Source organism: Salsuginibacillus halophilus, from assembly GCF_003014715.1.
Lineage (GTDB): Bacteria > Bacillota > Bacilli > Bacillales > Marinococcaceae > Salsuginibacillus > Salsuginibacillus halophilus.
Map to the genome: position 1 here is coordinate 113,914 of NZ_PYAV01000004.1, position 18,587 is coordinate 132,500.

The window sequence follows — 18,587 nt, forward strand, 5'->3', positions numbered from 1 at the left end:
CAATTTATATTGACTTGGTCCATCATACTAAATTATAATTCTGTTGTAAATCGTAATAATTACATTTTTAAAGGCAGGTTATAAATTTATGGCACAGGATCAACGTATTCCCGTTACCGTACTTAGCGGCTATCTTGGCGCAGGAAAGACAACGTTATTAAATCATATTTTAAACGAACAGACGGGGCAGAAAGTGGCAGTCATTGTAAATGATTTTAGTGAGATTAATATTGACGCAGCAGCAGTGCAGCAAGGGAGCACATTATCGCAGCAAGATGATCAGCTTGTTGAAATGTCCAACGGCTGTATTTGCTGTACGCTGCGGGAAGACTTGTTAATTGAAGTGAAACGTTTAGCAGAGGAAGGCGAATTTGATTACATTTTAATTGAATCGACGGGCATTTCAGAGCCGGTGCCAGTTGCACAAACCTTTTCATATGTAGATGAGGAAGCAGGGATTGATTTAACGACGTGGTGCCGCCTTGATACGATGGTTACCGTCGTTGATGCGCTTAACTTTTGGCACGACTACCGGGCAGGAGAAACGCTTTTAGACCGGGCGCAAGGGGCAGATGATGAAGACGAACGTGACATTGCTGATTTACTGATTGAGCAGGTCGAATGCTGTGATGTTTTAGTCGTAAATAAATCAGACCAACTTGAAGAAGCACAGCTTGTGGAACTTGAAAACGTCTTGCATAAGCTGCAGCCGCGTGCGGAAATGATTCGGGCCGTATATGGGCAGGTGGATTTGTCGCAAGTTGTCCATACGAACCGTTTTGATTTTGAAGCAGCCAGCCAATCAGCAGGCTGGTTGAAAGAGCTGCAGGTTGAAGCCCATGAGCCAGAGACGGAGGAGTATGGCATTTCTTCATTCGTTTACCGCCGGCAGGATCGTCCTTTTCATCCAGCGCGGCTGCACGACTTTTTGGAGAACTGGCCAGCTGAAGTTGTCCGTGCCAAAGGCTTAATCTGGGTTGCCACACTTCATGATGTAGCGGTTGAATTAAGTCAGGCGGGTCAATCGATTCAAGTCGGTGCTTCCGGCTACTGGGAAGCAGCGCTGCCGGAAGAAGAACGCGAAGTGGAGGAAGATGAGAAAGCCGGATGGGACCCGTTATATGGCGACCGGATCACCGAGCTTGTTCTCATTGGTATAAAAATAAAACACGAGGAACTAGAACGTGCACTTGATGCGTGTCTCTTAACAGATGACGAGATGGCGGGCAATTGGCGGTCGTTTGAAGATCCGATGTTTCGTGAGATGATTTTAGAAGAGGCATAATGTTGGCAGACTGCAATAAAAACAAGGGTAGCCGCTTTTTTGGCTACCCTTGTTTGGCTTCAATATTTTCTTGTAGTGTGTCGACGATTTGATCAAGGGAGCAAGTGAGCTGCTCGAACTCTTCGCTTGTAGAAAGTTGTTGTTCTGCGCCGGCAGCGAGGCGCTCAAGCTGCGCTTGAACATGAACAGCTGCGGTGCTTAGCTGTTCGACGAGGCTTACAGTCGCATCAATTCCGTTGTTTACGTCATCTGAGTAAGCCTCGGTTTGCTGTACTTCTGTCAAAACTTTAGTTGTTTCTTCAGCAATCTCTTGAAAAACCGAGCTAATCGTTTTGACGTTCTTAAGTCCATTTTCTACAGTTGCTTTCGTCTGCTGCATTTCAGAAGTGAGTGCATCAGCATTGTCTTGAAAAGCTGTGAGTGTTGTCTCAACGGTTTCTGCATGACGGCTCGTTTCATCAGCAAGTTTACGAACCTCAGCGGCCACGACGCTGAAGCCTTTTCCTGATTCGCCTGCGCGTGCAGCTTCAACTGATGCGTTTAAAGCAAGCAGGTTGGTTTGGTCGGCAATTGAAGAAATTCGGTTAAGTGTCGCTTGAACATCGGCGGCATGCTCCTGCATTAAGGAGCTGCGTTTCTCCGTTTGTATAACATTTTCTTCAACTGATTGGATCATCTGCTCGGTTTGTTTCATCGACTGTCTGCCGGATGCTGCATTGGATGCTGTTGATTGCGCAGCTGTCAGCGCATTGTTCAGCTGGTTAATCATATGTTGCACGAGGTGCGAGCTTTTCGTTAACGTCGCGCGCATCTCTTCAGTCTGCTGACGTTGCGCTTCATAATTTTCATTCATTTCTTCAAGCTCTGTAGCTGAAGTTTTTGAAACCGCTCGTGTTTCCGCTGCGCCTTTACGCACCTGTCCTGTCTTTTCTTTTACTTCAAGGGCGGTATGTTCAATTTCTTCATTTAACAAATACATATCCTTTTGATATCGAGCTTCACGGGCTTCAACTTTCGTTTCATACCGCTTTTTGGCTTCGATTTGCAGCATAACCGCACTGCTTGTAAATAAGAGAAAAACAGCATGAATCATGAGCAGGCCGAATGGGTAGTCACTGGTGCCACAGATGAGCTCCGGGGCTGTAAAATAACCCGCAGCATGATGGGCAACAAAAATGCCCGTACTAATTAGAATCAGCCGGTGGCTTGCAAAATAGGCAAGGGCTGCAATGACCATAAATATGGAAAAGTGATACTCAACCATACCGTCGCCGCCAGCAATGATTGATATGCTTGCAAATGTTAAGGTGAGTGTCATAAGCATTGGCAGCGCTCGGTGCGTGCTGTTGCGGATGTATAAGATGATCACAATGAGAAAAGTGAGAATTGGAAGCAAGAGTAATGCGTTTAACGCCGGCACTAAATGCGCCTGCTGACTGCTGTGCATCATGGAAACGGCGAGGTACATATCCATCCAGCCGAAACCGCGGTGTAAGATATGGATGACAATGGATAAGAGGACAGTAAAAGCGGTAATTCCGAGCATAACCCGGTTTTTTTCTTTGTACATTAGATCACCAATTCTCATTGTAAGATAGTTAACCATACACTGTACAAACGTGAAACAAAACCTGCGGTTCTTGTACATATCTTCAGATTTACTCAGATTGATAAATATAAAAAAGCACCTAACCCCGATTGTAGAGGGTTAGGTGCTTTCGTTCATTTTGGAAGTTTCCTCAGCCTTTATTTAATAATCATGACCGGGCAGTTGACGCGTTTAGCAACTTTGTGGCTGACACTGCCGAGTACCATGCTCTGCAAGTTATTTAAGCCGCGGCTTCCGACAACGACCACGTCGTAATCATTTTCATTGGCTCGTTTTACAAGCGTCGGGCCCGGCTCCCCGTGCACGATGTGTACCTCGTAGGAAACTTCACTTTTCAACACATCTTCTACGCCGTGCAGTTTCTCGCGCCGCTTGTCATCAAGCATGTGCGATTCGCCGAATTTGAGCACTTCCGTTTTTGCTGTCTCAGAATCGATGATGTTGACGATATCGATATGGCTGTTTGCTGTAATGTTTGCCAGCGCAAGTGCGTGTTCGGCTGCCCGGATGGAGTGGTCTGAACCGTCAGCGGCTAGTAGAATTTTTTTGTACATTGTAGTCCTCCCTTATTCCTTTGTAAACGTTGTCACTATCTCTATCATATTAAAAACACGGTAAGATGAATAGTAGGTCTGCTTCTCTTTTGTATGCAAATCGCGACACAATGTGAAAAAACGGGCTGCCCGAAACTCGGACAGCCCGGCACTGTTCTTACTTAATGCCCGCCTGCTTTCATGGCGGCAGCAGCTCGTTCAACAAGTTCGGAGCTTTCTTTGTTTAAGCCAACGACATGCACGGTAATGTCATTCTGTTCGAATTTTGTTTTCACCCGCTCTAAAGCGTCGACGGCAGAATCATCCCACAGATGGGCTTTGTTTAAATCGATGGTAACTTCTTCAACTGTATCATCGTACTTAAAAGATTTGATAAAGTCGGTGACAGAAGCGAAAAATAGCTGACCGTCCACTTCGTAATGACGTTTGGCTGTGTCTTCAGCAATGTTGGTCACTTTCACTTTAGAGATCTTAGCTGCAAAGAAAATCGCACTCAAGATAACACCGGCAAGAACACCGATCGACAAGTCGTGGGTGATCACAACTGTACTTACGGTCACGACCATAACGGCAGCATCGGTTTTTGGTACTTTATGAATCGTGAATACAGAGTTCCAGTCAAACGTGCTGATCGAAACCATAATCATAACTCCGGCGAGTGCCGCAAGAGGAATTTGTACAACCAAATCCCCGAGAAGCAGAATCATCCCCATTAACACAGTTCCGGCAACGAGTGAAGATAAGCGGCCGGCAGCACCGGATTTCACGTTGATCACCGACTGACCAATCATCGCACAACCAGCCATACCGCCGAAAAAGCCGGTCGCAACATTGGCATACCCTTGTCCGCGGGATTCTTTATCTTTATCACTATCAGACTGGGTCATGTCATCAACAATCGTTGCGGTTAAAAGTGATTCTAAAAGACCTACCATGGCAAGCGACAACGCGTATGGAAAGATAATCGCAAGCGTTTCAAAGGTAAGTGGAATTTCTGGAATTAAAAACATCGGGAGTGTATCCGGCAGTGCGCCCATGTCTCCGACCGTACTTACGCCAGAACCTGTAAAAATCACAACACCTGTAATGACAACAATCGCGACAAGCGTTGAAGGGACAGATTTAGACACTTTCGGAAACAAGTAAATAATGAAAAGTGCAGCGGCAGTAAAAGCATACATCTGCCAGCCGGCGCCTTCAAAATGGTCGAGCTGCGCCATAAAGATTAAAATCGCAAGCGCGTTCACAAAGCCGACAAGGACGGAGCGCGGCACAAACTTCATTACTGAAGAAAGTTTAAATACACCGAATAAGACTTGTAAAATTCCCGTTAAGACGGTGGCAGCAAGTAAGTACTCCAACCCTTCATTGGCAACGAGGGTAACCATTAAAAGCGCCATCGCCCCGGTTGCACCACTAATCATGCCCGGCCGGCCGCCGACAAACGCAATAACAACAGCAATACAAAATGCTGCGTACAAGCCGACCTGTGGATCAACTCCGGCAATAATGGAGAAGGCGATCGCTTCCGGAATCAATGCCAGTGCAACAACAATGCCGGCAAGCACCTCTGCTTTCACGCCATTACCAAGCCACTGTTGTTTAAGTGTTCCTGTTTTCAAAACGACGACACACCTCTTTCTATTTTGTTGTTTAGGCATTGCATCGAGCAGCCGGAAGCCTCGCCCTACGGCGGTGTAAGGAGAGACGCCTCTTTGATGAAGAAACTAACCAGCGAACTTTTTGCAATAAAAAATGGCCTTTGCCTGTGCAAAAGCCGGCGTTTTGAACAAAGATTATTGTAGCATAGGCAACACTTTCGACAAAACCTTATGTAAGCGCATAATATAAAGTTTTTCTTTTATTTACACTTACATGCTCGTTTATATGTGGTTCGTCAATAAATCGTAAAAATGAGCAGGAAACGCGTGCTTAAGGTAGGCGGAAGGCAGCAAGCGTGATAAAGTAAGTAGCGGATATCAAAGCGAAAGAAAACGGGAAGGAGGGAGTCGATGAAGCAGTTAACTGTTCCGGCAGGGCTTGACCCGGCAGAACCTGTTGCACCAGCTGAACCGGCCGTGATGGACACAACGGTAGACCGCGTTGAAGATGGTGCAGCTGACGCATCATTTTTCCGGGCACTTGAGGGTGACGGCGTGTACTTAAATCCTGAACAACTGGCAGCCGTGCGGCATACAGACGGTCCGGCGCTCGTTCTTGCCGGTGCCGGAAGCGGGAAAACGCGGGTGTTAACTGTGAGATGTGCATATTTGATACATGAGCATCATGTGTCACCGGAGCAGATCATGCTGTTGACGTTTACGCGCAAAGCAGCAGATGAAATGAGCGAACGGCTCGGCCGGATTCCGGGCATTTCACGTGAAGCAGCCGGCCGTGTAACTGCCGGTACGTTTCACAGTGTCTTTTTGCGTCTCCTTCGTTTCCGTGGAAACCATGAAACAATTATAACTAGTGAACGGCAGAAGCAGGTCGCGCTCAAAGTATTAATGAAGCAGCAAGGATTAAAAGATGACTATGAGCCGGAAGTTCTTCTGCACGAACTGTCCAATTTAAAAAACTGCTTGCAGACGATTCACGATCTGCCTGAACGCACCACCCAGGACAAGCAGAAGAAGTCCCTTCTTTTAGCCTATGAAGATTGGAAAGCTGAGCGGCAGTTGATCGATTTTGATGATATTCTCGTCAATGCTTATCAGCTGCTGCAAACCGATGATGCGCTGCGTGAGAAGATGCAGCGTCGGTTTCGTTATATCTTGTGCGATGAATTTCAAGATACAAATCCCCTGCAGTACCAGATTGTGCAGCTGATTGCGGCGCCGGATAACCATTTATTTTGTGCCGGTGATGATGATCAAACGATTTATTCGTTTAATAGTGCTGACAGTGCGATTATGTTGAATTTCACAACAGATTATCCTGAAGCTGTCCGGCTGCCGCTCTTAATTAATTACCGCTCGGATGCCCGGATCTTAGGGCTTGCAAATCAAGTCATTGCCAAAAATCAGTATCGCCACGTAAAGTCACTGCAGGCAGCAGGCGCGCCGGCGTCTCTTCCGGTCTTTTTACAGCCGGGAAGTGTGCAGGAAGAAGCAGAGAAGGTGCATCAGCTTATTTACGAATTAACGGCTGCGGGCACTTCGTTTCAAGAGATCGCTATACTGCACCGGACCGCAAATACAGCCCGGGCGTTGTTTGAAGAATTGACGTTTTCAGAAGTGCCGTTTACGTCTTACAGTCAGACAGAAACATTTTACGAACAATCTTATGTGAAGCCGGTCGTTGATCATCTCCGTCTTGCGTTAAACGATGACGACGAAGCGGCACTTTCCGGGATTTTGCCGTCGCTTTATATTGCAAAAGATACATCAGTTCCTAACGTAACAAGCGACGGGCTGCTTCAGTCACTGCCGCTTTTGCCGCAGTTAAAAGCCTTTCAAAAAACGAAGGTGGAAAAACGGGTGGAGCTCATCAAAAAAGCAGCTTCACGTGCACCAGAGGCAGCAGTGAAACTGATCCGTGAACCGTACGAAGCGTATTTAACAGCTGATGGTTCTGGAGAGACAACAGCCGATCAGGCGATGGTGCGCGAAACGCTGGACGAGCTGGAGACGTCAGCAAAACGGTTTAAAACGATTGCTGCGTTTATCGAATATATTGATGAGCTCACCCGGCGCACGGAAATGGTGCGTGAGCGCAGTCAAAGTGTGACAGATGGTGTGAAGCTCATGACAATTCATAAAGCGAAAGGCTTGGAGTTTCCGGTGGTGATTGTCCTCGGTGCAAGCGAAAATTTACTGCCGCATCACACGGCGCTAGAAGCGTGCGCTGACCGGACGTATGCCCAAGGTGCTGCAGGTCAGGCAAGGCCTTCGCAGCAGAAGCTTGCGCTTGAAGAAGAACGGCGGCTGATGTATGTCGCAGTCACAAGAGCAGCGAAGCAGTTGTATGTTAGCTCGCCGGCACAGGTGCACGGCAAACCGGCAGGGGTTTCCCGCTTTCTGCTTGAGGCGTACCAAACAACCGGCGCAACTGAAGCGGATGCGCCGGCAAAAAGTGAACCTGTATATGAAACGAAAGAACGCCTCGTTTGGGACTGTGCAAATCGGAACTGTCATGCGTGGCAGCAGATCAAAAGTGAAGCAGAAGAGGAAAAGCAGTGTCCCCTCTGTGGGTCGCTCATGAAAAAAGCAGTCAAAGAAGTCCCGCTCCGCACGGCGAATGCTTAGCGCATGGGGCGTAGTTGAAAGGCTTCGCCGGCTTCGATGTGCTCAAGCAATGAGACGTCTGCATCAATGATTTGTCCAACAACGTTGACGCAAGGGTCCGGCGGGAGCGGTTGTTTGACAAGCTGCAATTCGCCTTCGTAACGCCCGTAATGACTGTTATCAATGGTGATTGCTCCGCGTGGCCGTGGTGCAGGCGCTGAAAGTGGTGCAATCGATAAGGCGCAGCTCGCAGCATGCGGGCGCGCCGTTTCTGAGCGGACCACATCGCGGGCAGGATCAGGGCGGCGGTAGTGCGTGAGCGAGAGCAGTTCGGCTTCGGCTTCAGTTGCCGGAAAGAGCGTTGCGCGCACCGGAAACAATCCATCTTTGAACCGGGAAAAAGCGGTCTGCGCTTCCTTTGAAAGGTCAGGGTCACCAATGATAACATCATCGACGCCGGCACCCCGCCACAGCGAAACAGCCGATGCAAATGGTGCTGCGCCGCGGTGCTCCTCAAGGGTCGGGAGCCCGCGCTCAAGCGGGCCGCGCATGGCACCATCCCCCGGGACGAAGGCAGCGATGCGTAGGCCTTCGCTTTTAAGCAACGCATTTTGCGCCTGTAATGCGCTTCGGTCCAGCCCGGTTTCCGGTCGGGGATAAAAATTGTGGCATGCAGCGGCTTCACCGAGGTTCAGCCCGGCGTTACGAAGGGACGTTAATTCTGCATGCGCGCAGGTGCTCGCATTTAAAATGATGCGGTGGCGCTTCGCGAGGTCCGCCATTTGTTCAGCTTGTAAGCTGTGGTCGATGCGCACATGGATCGGTCCTTCTAAATGATCGAGCAGCGGCAGCGCAGCCGGAGACGAATCGGTGATTAACGTCAAACCAAAAGAGGCGGCTTCTTCTGCTAACGCTTCAAGGCGGCGTTTATACAGCGTTTGGTCTTCTTCTGGAATATGAATAGATGTAAATATGTAAGAAAAGCCGGCCGCATGCATTTCCTGCATATAGCGCCGGCGTTTTTCATTCATTGGTTCATTCAAATAAAGCGAGAATCCGTACATAGGAAATCCTCCCGATTAATATAAGTGATCAGCCATGGCTTCGCGAAAGCCGAACAAGTAAGTGAAGAGAAATCCGAACACGTACGCTGCGGCTAAGCCGGTGAGAAACTGGACGTACATGCCGTCGTCAATTAACGGAAGCAATGAGATGCCTGAAACGCCAATACTTGTAGCAGCTGTACCGAGTACAGCTTGTACAGCACCGCCGCAGGCAGCGCCGAGACATGCTGTGAAAAACGGGCGGCCAAGCGGCAGTGTCACCCCGTAAGCAAGCGGCTCACCGATCCCGAGCACCCCGACAGGCAACGCTCCTTTAATGGTTGTGCGCAGCTTTTGGTGATTCGTTTTGATAAAAATGGCACCGGCCGCTCCGACCTGCCCCGCACCCGCCATAGCAAGTATCGGCAGAAGCGGCGTAGCGCCAGCTGTTTGGATGAATTCCAAATGTACAGGCGTGAGCCCGTGGTGCATACCGACGACAATAAACGGAAGGAAAGCACCAGCAAGTACTGCGCCTGCAAGAGCACCCCCGATGGTTAAAACCTGCTCAATAAACTGCGTTGTCCAGTGACTAATCAACGCACCTGCTGGATGTAAAATCGTAAAGGTGACGCCGCTTACGAGAAGCACAGTAACAACGGGGGTGAAAATAATATCTACTGCCGGTGGTATCATACGGCGGACGAGGCGCTCAACTTGAGCCATCACCCACGCTGCGAAAATGATGGCTAAAATGCCGCCGGTATCCGGTATGAAGTTTTCCCCGTACAAAGCAAAGCTTTCAAGGTCCGGGTGAATAATAATTGCGCCGGCAATTGCGCCAAAGGCAGGGGTTCCGCCAAACTCACCTGCAGCACACCAGCCGACGAGGACACCCAGGAAAGCAAAAATGGCTCCGCCTGCTAAAAGAAACATGGCAAGCCAGGTGGTATCCGGGTCAACTCCGGCATTCGCTGCAGAATTTGCGATACCGCTAATCAAGCCGGAAGCGATTAGGGCAGGCATTAGTGGGATGAAGATATTACCAATCGACTTTAAAAATCTTTTCACCCCGGTTTGTTCATTAGCTGGAAATGTTTTTTCAGTATCACGGGCTTCGCTTGCAATTGTACGAGTTTTGAGGCCGCTTTGAGCTGCAAGTTCATCAGCAAGTGGCTTCGACATTTTTGAACCGACGACAATTTGGATCATTTGTCCTTCAATGACCCCCATGACTTCGTCGCTGCTTGTTAAACTGTCCCAGTTAACGAAATCAGTATTATAAACAAAGGCATGAATACGTGTCATGCAGTGGGTAATCGACTGCACGTTAGCAGGACCACCGAGTGAGGATAATAAATGATGAGCAAGCTGTGGTGTCGTTTCCATATCCAACGGATCCTCCTCGGAGTTACTTGCGTCTTTCGTCTGCTTTTTCTTTCGCGTCGCCGAATGCATCAAGCAGATCAGAACCGAAGGCTCTAAAAATAGATACGTAGAGTGCATCGATCAAATTGAGTTGAATGGTGCGCGAAGCGATACTGCCGATTCGGTTTTCAAATTCAACATCCGGCATGGGAAGGACATAATCTGCCGCCCGGTAAAGTGGCGTTGTTTCTAAGCGTGTGATCGCAACAACGGTGATGCCGCGCTCTTTCGCGTACTCGGCAACTTTCACGACTTCATGTGTGCGGCCGGAGGTGCTTAAACAAAATACGACTGATGGGGTTTCCATTAAACGTAAAAGCGGCAGCATATAATGGTAATCGGCGGAAGCGGTTGCGTGATAGCCGAGCCGCATAAACTTATACTCGCCGTCCACCGCTGGGGAGTAAGCACCGCCAACACCGAAAAAGGCGACGGAGCGGGTGTTTTTAAGTGCCTCAACGACTTGTTCAAATTCAACATACCCCACAGTCTTAGGGGTCATATCGAGCCCCATCCGGTTAAGGGTGCTTACTTTTTGCAGCAATGTGTAGGAGCTGTCATTTGATTCTAAGAGCGATGTGCTGTTGATGGCTGGTTCGCCGTGGGAGAACTCTTGGGCGAGGGCAACTTTCAGCATGCGGAAGCTTTCCATCCCAATTCGTTTACAAAATCGGATGATACTGGATTCGCTAGCATTTGCTTCAGCGGCGAGCTGCTTTGTTGTCATGGTCGGTACAAATTCCCCGTTGTTTAAAATGTAATCCGCAACTTTTCGTTCTGCTTGGGTAAATTCGTCCCATGAATTTCGGATTTTCGCGACGATGACAGTATCCACCATAATAAGCCTCCGGTTCTTCAAATAAATTCATTTACTTTATATTATCGAGCATCAGCCTGTTGCTTGGCAAGGCGGTATCATCGACAACCTAGTTTGCTTGTCTTATCATGAAATTAGCATTAAATATATAAGGTATCAAATGGTTGTTTAAGAAGGGAAGGATTAGGTGGCTAAGCCGAGGATACTCGATTTTCGTGAAGATGTTACAAATGTTCTTGAAGGTGTATATTTAGCTGGTACCACAATGTTTATGGCAGAAGTGCCACTTGTGTCATGCAGGTGTCACCTGTTGGGAGCTTTCGATCAAGCCAATCCGCTTGTAGAAACGGTACGGGGGATTGAAAATGCAACGTTTGATCGGGCAAGCGCTTCACCGCTTGGTCAGTTTTATGATATGTATCAACCGGAAACACTTGCAGAGGCGCTCGGTTTAACTGAAGATGAAGCGACAGAAGAGCTGAAGCGTTCGCCGGTAGGGGCTTTAGCACCTGCACCATGGGATGCTGGCCCTGTCTTGAAGCGAAGTGGAAAAAAGCGCAGCTCCTCAAAACGACAAAGCAGCCGGCTGCGGTCTACAGACGGTTCGCTCTATTACGGCCCTGCAGGCGAGACGTTTATTCAAAAACAGATTGATAAGCTGACGGCGCTGCAAACGCATGCCGCGGTAAACGGGAGTGAACCGGGAGCGGACTTTGATTTTATTCATGGCAGTTTACTGCTTACAGAACAATCACACAGTATTTGGATTTCTAAAGGGCACTTAGCGCTTGCTGTGTTAGCCGCCGCAGGCTATGAAACAGTGCCTGTCGTTTTTGGGGATAAACACCACCCGCATGTGATCCGTCGTGAAGATGCACCGTTTTGGGCGCTCGTTCAGCGTAAAATATTCACGCAGGTACAAGCACGCCGGATTTTTGATCAAGTGCTTGGCGCACGTATGAGCGATCCTGGTGAAGCCTATATTCATTAAAGGATTACTGCCCCGCAGCGGAACGCCGGAAAGCCGCCTGTTGCTCAAACACATATTGAATGATTTGCTGACGGTCAGCATCACGGATGGTGCTGAACTCTATTGTAAATATTTCGTTTTCAAAGGCACTTTTTTTCAGCTTTCGTACGATCGAAGCCCGGGTGCGGATCCACGGGAGAGCCCCGCTTTCCATTGGGAGCACGAACGAAACATCAATCTCCCCGTGTTCCGGGATAACTGCCCCTTTAGGCAGTGAAAGAGCAGCCCCACCGCCGCTGATGTTCAAAGTGAAAGTGGTAAATGGCGTAAATGCGCCAGGCGAAAGTGGGTGGACGGCAGCATTTACACCAGCATCCACACGAGCGTAATTGCGCCGTTGAATGCGGGTGTGTTTTTTTCGACCTGGATCATTCAGCAGTAGAACAGGCACGTTACGATGCTCGCGGCCAATAATTTTTGTATGAAAGATATAAAGGGCTTGATCAATGCCGACAAATGAAGCTTGCAGCACCTTCCCTACAGGAAATGGTGTTGTTTTCCCTGTTTCTTCATTTATGGGTAAATCAATAATAAATGTATCATCCTGCCGATCCACCAAGCGGCAGCGAAATGTTTCCTGCGCTTCATCACCTTTCACATTTTTCTCTAGTATTCCGGTCTCAAGCGTGATTGAATCCCCAATATGAAGCATGAAACTTCCTCCTCACTCACCGTTTGATTTCTCGTACTTTTTTCCAGCCTCGCATTCGCATTATGCCATAAAAATGAAATTAGACTCAAACATTATTACAAAAAATTTCTAAACAAGTAGTTCATTATGAACAATTGAAATTTAAGTTATACATGATGATTGGTGTGGTATGGAAGAGATAATACGAACAACTTTTTAAGCGGGACTTCAGAAAGGACGTTAATACTTATGATGATGCTGCGAAAATTTCTGCCACGGCCGCTGCGGAGGCTGGCTAATATGTCGCGCCGACAACTGTGGTATGAATTGCGTACTAATTTATGGTTCTCATCTGTAATCTATGCACTTTTTGCGCTTTTGATTGTATATTCAGCTTATTGGCTGGATTTCAATACAAATATTAGTGCAGTTATGCCGGAAACACTATTGATTAACTACGAATTTTTTTACACGGTGATCAGCACTTTGCTTGCTAGTGTCATTACGTTAAATGCGTTTACGTTTAACTCAACGCTTGTGATTTTAACGACATTTTCCGGCCAATTTTCACCGCGCTTACTGTTAAATTTTATTAACGACCACCGAACACAACATGTGCTCGGCATTTTTAACGCGACGTTTGTTGTTATGATTACAGCATTTTTTATCGTAAATGAAGCCGTGCAGGAAACTTACGTCATGCTGCCGCTGTTAACGTTTTCGATGATGTTTCTTGCGATGGCCAACTTTGTATATTTTATTAACCACGCCGTTAAATGGATGCAAGTGCCGACGCTTGCTTTTAATATGAAAATGGAATCGCGCGATAAAATTATGAAAATGCTCGGCGAAGATTTAGAGCCTTACCGGATTCGTGAGCCGGATAAAAATGTGGAGGAACTCTCAAGTAAAGATGCTAACACTATTTATGCTGATAAAACCGGTTTTTTACAAATTATTGATTTTAAAAAGTTAATTAAGCGTGCCAGTAAAGATGATGTCATTCTAAGGCTTGAGGTTCGTGTAGGCGATTTTGTCGTCAAAGGTACGCCGATCTTATTGTATTGGATCAAAGAAGGCGAAAGAATCAATGAATCGAGTTATCGTAACTTTTTATATTTCGGTCATAAGAAAACCGAGATTCAAGACCTTGAATTCGGGTTAAACAAGCTAAAAGAAATTGCAATTAAGTCCATTGGCAACAACGATCCGGATACAGCTAAAAATGTCGTCTATCAGCTCACTGATTTACTGCTTGATATTGCAACAATTACGAAGTTTACGCCGTACTTAGCCAATGAAGATAACGAACTGCGCTTAATCATTCCAGATGAGTCGTTTGATTACTATTTAAATACGGCGTTTGCCCATATTGTGTATTATGCCAAAGACGATCCGATCATTATGAACGATATTGTTGAAGGCTTGGCGCTTTTGGCCAAATCTTTAGAGACAAGCGACATGAAGTGCTGCTGGAAGTTTACAGAGGCAATGATTCGTGCGCACACACCGAAGCATTCGTTTACGTACGAAAACAAGCGGCTGCACAGCAGGCTGCGTGAAATTGCGGTGATGACCGATGAAGTTGAAGCCTACAATGAATTGATTGATGATATCAAAATCGGTTAATTTCGATTCAGACTGTCGACAAAGTACAAAATCTAAAATTCACGCACAGCTTACTGCTCCAAGCTCCGCGGACTGCCCTAAAACCGAATCATGAACGCAACCTTCACTTCAGACGGACGCTTTCCCGAGGGCTTGGCTTCAGCTAACTTGTTCGATTTAATTGCCCATCGAACAAGTGGATCTTCAGCCTGCGCTTCATCCTCTGGGAGTCGTCGTCTTTCGTTTCGGTCACGTTGATATTTGTATATGGTTCGTTGAATCATTCATAAGGCATCGTTATGAAACGGATTCATGTAAATATGGCTCGATCAAAAGGATCTTTACAATTGATGACCTTCAAACGTGACAGGGCTGACGATCATCGGCGGCGACGCCTACGGGAAACAGTACGAGCCGAAAATCCCGCAGGCAGCGGTTTTCTGCCGAGGAAGTTGAGGAGGTACAAGAGGCTAAGAAGACACGGTGAGGTCAAGCGATAGCGTAGACCAAACCGATGTCGCAATTGTGCCTCCGGGTGCAAGCGTCCGCCGAAAAGCGACGTCAGCCTTTGTTTTTCTTAAAAGTTTGTCTACACGCACAATTGAATAATTACGGTTGTGATGCTGTAATCATTGGATTGTGAATTCCCGTCTAATATGTTTCGTGTTAAAATCAATGCGTGTAAACTTCGTACAAAATCGGGAGGACAATTCATGAATCGACGGGTGTTTATGTATACAATCGGTGGCATTGCTTTAATTGCAGCTTTATTAATTTTTATGCAGCTGCAGCCGCCGGCAGGCGAAGAATCACCAGAAAGCGCTGAGGCAGAAGCGCATTACGATATCATCGTAGCAAGCGGTGAGCCAGAAGGTGTTGCAGCTGCTGTAAGCGCTGCGAGGAACGGAGCAGAAGTGCTCCTGTTAGAGCATCGCTACCTCTTAGGCGGTTTAATGACACATGGGATGTTGAATTACTTAGATCTACCGCAAAACGACGATGGCGAGATTGTTTCACAAGGAATCTTTGACGAGTGGCATGAAAGTTTAAATTATGTTCATACAGTTGATTTAGAAGAAGCTGAAGCTGCTTTTAGCACGCTTGTTGATAATGAAGATAACATAACGCTGCAGTTAAATCATGAACTCGAAGACGTTGTGATGGAAGATAATCGGATTACCGGGGTCGAGGTTTCAGATGATGAAGAAACGAAAACTTATACAGCAGACCGGGTGATTGATGCGACACCGGACGGGGATGTTGCAGTTAAAGCCGGTGCGCCTTATTTTATCGGTCAGCAGGATATTAATAATGATGAATTCATGTCTGTCATCTTAATGATTTATCTAGATGATGTAGATTGGGATCTTGTGAGTGAAGCCGCCGAGGAAGGTGTGCTCGGTGGTGCAGGCATTCATGATTATGCTGCTTGGGGTTTCCCGGATGTGTTGTGGGACTACGAGGAAGAGACGAATCCAGAAAAAGTAAATATGCGTGGCTTAAATATCGGCCGTACACCGAACGAAGAAGTGTTTATTAATGCGATGCAGCTGTTCGGGGTAGATGGGCTCGATGAGGAAGAAAGAAATGAAGCGATTGAACTTGGCAAAGAAGAAACCGATTACTTTGTAGAATGGCTCCGCGAAGAGCTGCCAGGCTTTGAAGATGCTGAAATTGTAACTTATCCTGAAGAATTATATGTACGTGAAACCCGTCACATTGAAAGTGAGTATATGCTGCCGGTTAGTGCGCTTTGGGAGAGTGAACATCATTGGGATGATATTGCAATTGGTGGTTATGAAGCAGATATTCAAGCGACTGATCCATCAAACTACGGTGTCATTACGGTGAATCCGGACCAATACGGCATTCCGTTTCGCTCTTTAATTCCACAAGAGGTGGACAATTTACTCGTTGCGAGTAAAGCAAGCGGCTATTCATCGCTTGCGGCCGGTAGTGCCCGGGTCATCCCAACTGGGATGGCGACGGCAGAAGCTGCCGGAGCAGCAGGTGCATTAAGTATAGAAGCAGGCGAAACTTTCCGGGAACTGCAGGAAAATGAAGATTGGATCCAGGAGCTTCAAGAAAACCTTGAAGCACAAGGGGCTTATTTAGAGCAGCGGGAAGATCCGGATTATCCGTATCAAGGAGAAGACTTTTATCCGGCATTAAAAACGTTGTATTCGCACGATATCATTTTTGGCGGCTATAACAACGACTTCCGGCTTGATGAAGAAATGGAAGCGGCGTTGTTTGCTGATAAAGTGAAACGTGGTGTAGAGCGTTTGCAGCCGGAAGAAGCGGAAGGAATGACTGAAGAACTCGAAGCACTTGTAGACGGTATGCCTGAAGATGAACTTTTAATGGATGACCATATGGAAGAAGTGTACGAGACGTTAGGCTGGGGCGAACCACCGGAACAAGACGGTGTCTGGCAGCGCAAAGACGCACTGCTCGAACTTGAATCGCAGCTGACATCTTAAAAAAACCTAAAATTTAGGCACAGCTTATTGCTTCAAGCTCGCGAGCTGTCCTAAAAAACGCAACCTTCACTTCAGACGGACGCTTTCCCGAGGGCTTGGCTTCAGCTAACTTGTTCGATTTAATTGCCAATCGAACAAGTGGATCTTCAGCCTGCGCTTCATCCTCTGGGAGTCGCCGTCTTACGTTTCGGCCACGTTGATATTTGTATATGGTTCGTTGAATCATTCATAAAGCATCGTTATGAAACGGATTCATGTAAATATGGCTCGATCAAAAGGATCTTTACAATTGATGACCTTCAAACGTGGCAGGGCTGACGAGCACCGGCGGCGACGCCTACGGGAAACAGTACGAGCTGAAAACCCCGCAGGCAGCGGTTTTCTGCCAAGGAAGTTGAGGAGGTACAAGAGGCTAAGAAGACACGGTGAGGTCAAGCGATAGCGTAGACCAAACCGATGTCGCACTTGTGCCCTCCGGGTGCAAGCGTCCGCCGAAAAGCGGCGTCAGCCTGCACTCTTCTTAAAAGTTAGTCTACACGTTAAAACCGCCGGGCGGCTGCCCGGCGGTTTTTGGTTTATGCTGATTCGTCTTCCCAAGGTTCGAGCTCATTTAGTCGTTCGAGCAGTTTCTCACCATCATACCCATTAGGCACATTCATCCGGTGAAACAACTTGTCGTCCAAGTCGTCTGGCGTATTTTTGTTTGGATAAATTGTAATCATTAAGTCATAGCCTAAGTCTTCGGCGACATCCATCAACACGTCGTTGAACTGTCCAAATGGGAACGTAAAGGAATGCACATCATGACCAAGTTCATCTTCAAGCCGTTCTTTTGCAAGCCCTAAATCTTCGCGAATCCGTGCTTCGTAAGCCGCTTCGGATTCGTCCTCTTCAAGCATAACAAACAAAGAACGGTTTGAGCGCTTTTCACCGTCGATATTATAACCGTCAACTGTATCATGGTGGTCATAAGAGTGTGCTTGAATATTCATGACACCAGATTCCTGCATTTCTTTCATCTCGTCCCAGGATAAAAACCGTTCCTGCGCTGTGTCATTCCGTTCAACATTTGGGTAAACCGAAGCGCGGAGACCAAGCTCTTCTAAAATAGGAAAAGCGTATTCGTAATTACTTTGATAACCGTCATCCATTGCAATCAACACCGGTTTTTCCGGCAGTAAAAAGTCATCCTCTTCCCGAAAACGGACGATATCTTCATCAGTTACCGTTTCATAACCCCCTTCAATAAGCGCTTCCATTTGTTTTTGGAAATTTCCCGGGCTTACTTGGGCATTTTCGCGTTGAATGTCTTCTTCAGGCGAGAAGTCATGATACATTAAGCCATACAAAGCTTCAGGCTCGTATTTATAAGCGCTTGTTATCGGCTTCCGATGGATGTTGAACATTTCTTCGGAAGTTTTTGACGGAAATTGAAGCATCTGTCCATCTGTTTCATAGTCCACATTGAAGTTTTCAAGCACAGGTTCAATCGGTATGTATGCTTCGGATTGGATGGGGCGGGCTGGAGCATTAATGGTTGTCGTCTCCCCATTAATTTGAGCATCTGTTTCACCGGTCTCAAAAGTGAACGAAAATTCTTCCCAAGTAAAAGTGATGATCTCATCTTCGACTGTCAGTTCACTTGATTGAAACATTTCTTCAATATCAGTGACGGCCACTAAAGTTTCTTCTTCTTCAGTATAGCCATAAACAGGTGTTTCTAGTGGCTGAAAACTTTCGAGACTATTTGCAGCCGGTGCATCATTCATACAGCCAGTTAGTAAGATTGAACAAAGGCTAAAACCTAAAAGTGTTTGATATCCGCGCATCTTGTCAAAAACCTCCATTGAATGTTAGTTAAACTTTAGCACGG

General features: G+C 47.0%; 13 protein-coding genes. 5 read left to right on the plus strand and 8 right to left on the minus strand.

Annotated features, from left to right (window positions below; translation table 11 throughout):
• The first annotated feature begins 88 nt into the window (after positions 1-88).
• Complete coding sequence (locus B0H94_RS04495) at positions 89-1,285, plus strand: GTP-binding protein (protein WP_106588059.1); 1,197 nt, start codon at positions 89-91, stop codon at positions 1,283-1,285.
• A gap of 43 nt (positions 1,286-1,328) precedes the next feature.
• Here the strand turns inward: B0H94_RS04495 and B0H94_RS04500 are convergent, their stop codons facing one another.
• The 3 genes from B0H94_RS04500 to B0H94_RS04510 form a co-directional block, all read right to left on the minus strand.
• A complete protein-coding gene (locus B0H94_RS04500; RefSeq protein ID WP_181315255.1) occupies positions 1,329-2,855 on the minus strand; it encodes a methyl-accepting chemotaxis protein in 1,527 nt (508 codons plus the stop codon).
• A 176-nt stretch (positions 2,856-3,031) separates the two neighbouring features.
• Positions 3,032-3,448 (minus strand): universal stress protein, encoded by a 417-nt coding sequence (locus B0H94_RS04505; RefSeq protein WP_106588061.1) that lies wholly within the window; start codon positions 3,446-3,448, stop codon positions 3,032-3,034.
• A gap of 161 nt (positions 3,449-3,609) precedes the next feature.
• Positions 3,610-5,070, minus strand: a complete 1,461-nt coding sequence (locus B0H94_RS04510; RefSeq protein ID WP_245893900.1) for a SulP family inorganic anion transporter — start codon at positions 5,068-5,070, stop codon at positions 3,610-3,612.
• Positions 5,071-5,460: 390 nt separating this feature from the next.
• Here B0H94_RS04510 and B0H94_RS04515 point away from each other — a divergent pair, with 390 nt between their 5' ends.
• Entirely contained in the window at positions 5,461-7,695 is a 2,235-nt protein-coding gene (locus tag B0H94_RS04515) for a UvrD-helicase domain-containing protein (RefSeq protein WP_106588063.1), read from the plus strand.
• Here the strand turns inward: B0H94_RS04515 and B0H94_RS04520 are convergent.
• From B0H94_RS04520 to B0H94_RS04530, 3 genes are read right to left on the minus strand one after another with little or no spacing between them, the layout of a single operon-like run.
• Positions 7,692-8,738, minus strand: coding sequence for a MupG family TIM beta-alpha barrel fold protein (locus B0H94_RS04520; RefSeq protein WP_106588064.1), 1,047 nt, complete (start codon positions 8,736-8,738; stop codon positions 7,692-7,694). The genes B0H94_RS04515 and B0H94_RS04520 overlap by 4 nt on opposite strands.
• 15 nt (positions 8,739-8,753) lie before the next feature.
• Positions 8,754-10,106, minus strand: coding sequence for a PTS transporter subunit EIIC (locus B0H94_RS04525; protein WP_106588065.1), 1,353 nt, complete (start codon positions 10,104-10,106; stop codon positions 8,754-8,756).
• A gap of 22 nt (positions 10,107-10,128) precedes the next feature.
• A complete protein-coding gene (locus tag B0H94_RS04530) occupies positions 10,129-10,983 on the minus strand; it encodes a MurR/RpiR family transcriptional regulator (protein ID WP_106588066.1) in 855 nt (284 codons plus the stop codon).
• A gap of 166 nt (positions 10,984-11,149) precedes the next feature.
• On the opposite strand from B0H94_RS04530, the gene B0H94_RS04535 reads away from it, so the two are divergent.
• Positions 11,150-11,953 (plus strand): hypothetical protein, encoded by an 804-nt coding sequence (locus B0H94_RS04535; protein ID WP_106588067.1) that lies wholly within the window; start codon positions 11,150-11,152, stop codon positions 11,951-11,953.
• 4 nt (positions 11,954-11,957) lie between these two features.
• On the opposite strand, the gene B0H94_RS04540 is transcribed toward B0H94_RS04535, so the two are convergent.
• Positions 11,958-12,644 carry a flagellar brake protein gene (locus B0H94_RS04540; protein WP_106588068.1) on the minus strand — a complete coding sequence of 229 codons (687 nt, stop codon included), beginning with the start codon at positions 12,642-12,644 and terminating at the stop codon, positions 11,958-11,960.
• Between the two features lie 279 nt (positions 12,645-12,923).
• Between B0H94_RS04540 and B0H94_RS04545 the strand changes: the two genes are divergently transcribed.
• Entirely contained in the window at positions 12,924-14,252 is a 1,329-nt protein-coding gene (locus B0H94_RS04545; RefSeq protein WP_245893901.1) for a DUF2254 domain-containing protein, read from the plus strand.
• 692 nt (positions 14,253-14,944) lie between these two features.
• The gene (locus B0H94_RS04550; RefSeq protein ID WP_181315256.1) at positions 14,945-16,714 is read left to right on the plus strand and encodes an FAD-dependent oxidoreductase; all 1,770 of its coding nucleotides are present in this window, start codon (positions 14,945-14,947) and stop codon (positions 16,712-16,714) included.
• A gap of 575 nt (positions 16,715-17,289) precedes the next feature.
• Here B0H94_RS04550 and B0H94_RS04555 read toward each other — a convergent pair.
• A complete protein-coding gene (locus B0H94_RS04555) occupies positions 17,290-18,543 on the minus strand; it encodes a polysaccharide deacetylase family protein (protein ID WP_181315257.1) in 1,254 nt (417 codons plus the stop codon).
• Positions 18,544-18,587 lie beyond the last annotated feature (44 nt).

What these genes read in the sequence shown, in the direction of transcription:
- B0H94_RS04545 (WP_245893901.1), top strand. Translation starts at nt 12,924, where the DNA reads ATGTCGCGCCGACAACTGTGGTATGAATTGCGTACTAATTTATGGTTC.
- B0H94_RS04530 (WP_106588066.1), bottom strand. Translation starts at nt 10,983, where the DNA reads ATGGTGGATACTGTCATCGTCGCGAAAATCCGAAATTCATGGGACGAA.
- B0H94_RS04540 (WP_106588068.1), bottom strand. Translation starts at nt 12,644, where the DNA reads ATGCTTCATATTGGGGATTCAATCACGCTTGAGACCGGAATACTAGAG.
- B0H94_RS04550 (WP_181315256.1), top strand. Translation starts at nt 14,945, where the DNA reads ATGAATCGACGGGTGTTTATGTATACAATCGGTGGCATTGCTTTAATT.
- B0H94_RS04520 (WP_106588064.1), bottom strand. Translation starts at nt 8,738, where the DNA reads ATGTACGGATTCTCGCTTTATTTGAATGAACCAATGAATGAAAAACGC.
- B0H94_RS04555 (WP_181315257.1), bottom strand. Translation starts at nt 18,543, where the DNA reads ATGCGCGGATATCAAACACTTTTAGGTTTTAGCCTTTGTTCAATCTTA.
- B0H94_RS04525 (WP_106588065.1), bottom strand. Translation starts at nt 10,106, where the DNA reads ATGGAAACGACACCACAGCTTGCTCATCATTTATTATCCTCACTCGGT.
- B0H94_RS04495 (WP_106588059.1), top strand. Translation starts at nt 89, where the DNA reads ATGGCACAGGATCAACGTATTCCCGTTACCGTACTTAGCGGCTATCTT.
- B0H94_RS04500 (WP_181315255.1), bottom strand. Translation starts at nt 2,855, where the DNA reads ATGTACAAAGAAAAAAACCGGGTTATGCTCGGAATTACCGCTTTTACT.
- B0H94_RS04515 (WP_106588063.1), top strand. Translation starts at nt 5,461, where the DNA reads ATGAAGCAGTTAACTGTTCCGGCAGGGCTTGACCCGGCAGAACCTGTT.
- B0H94_RS04505 (WP_106588061.1), bottom strand. Translation starts at nt 3,448, where the DNA reads ATGTACAAAAAAATTCTACTAGCCGCTGACGGTTCAGACCACTCCATC.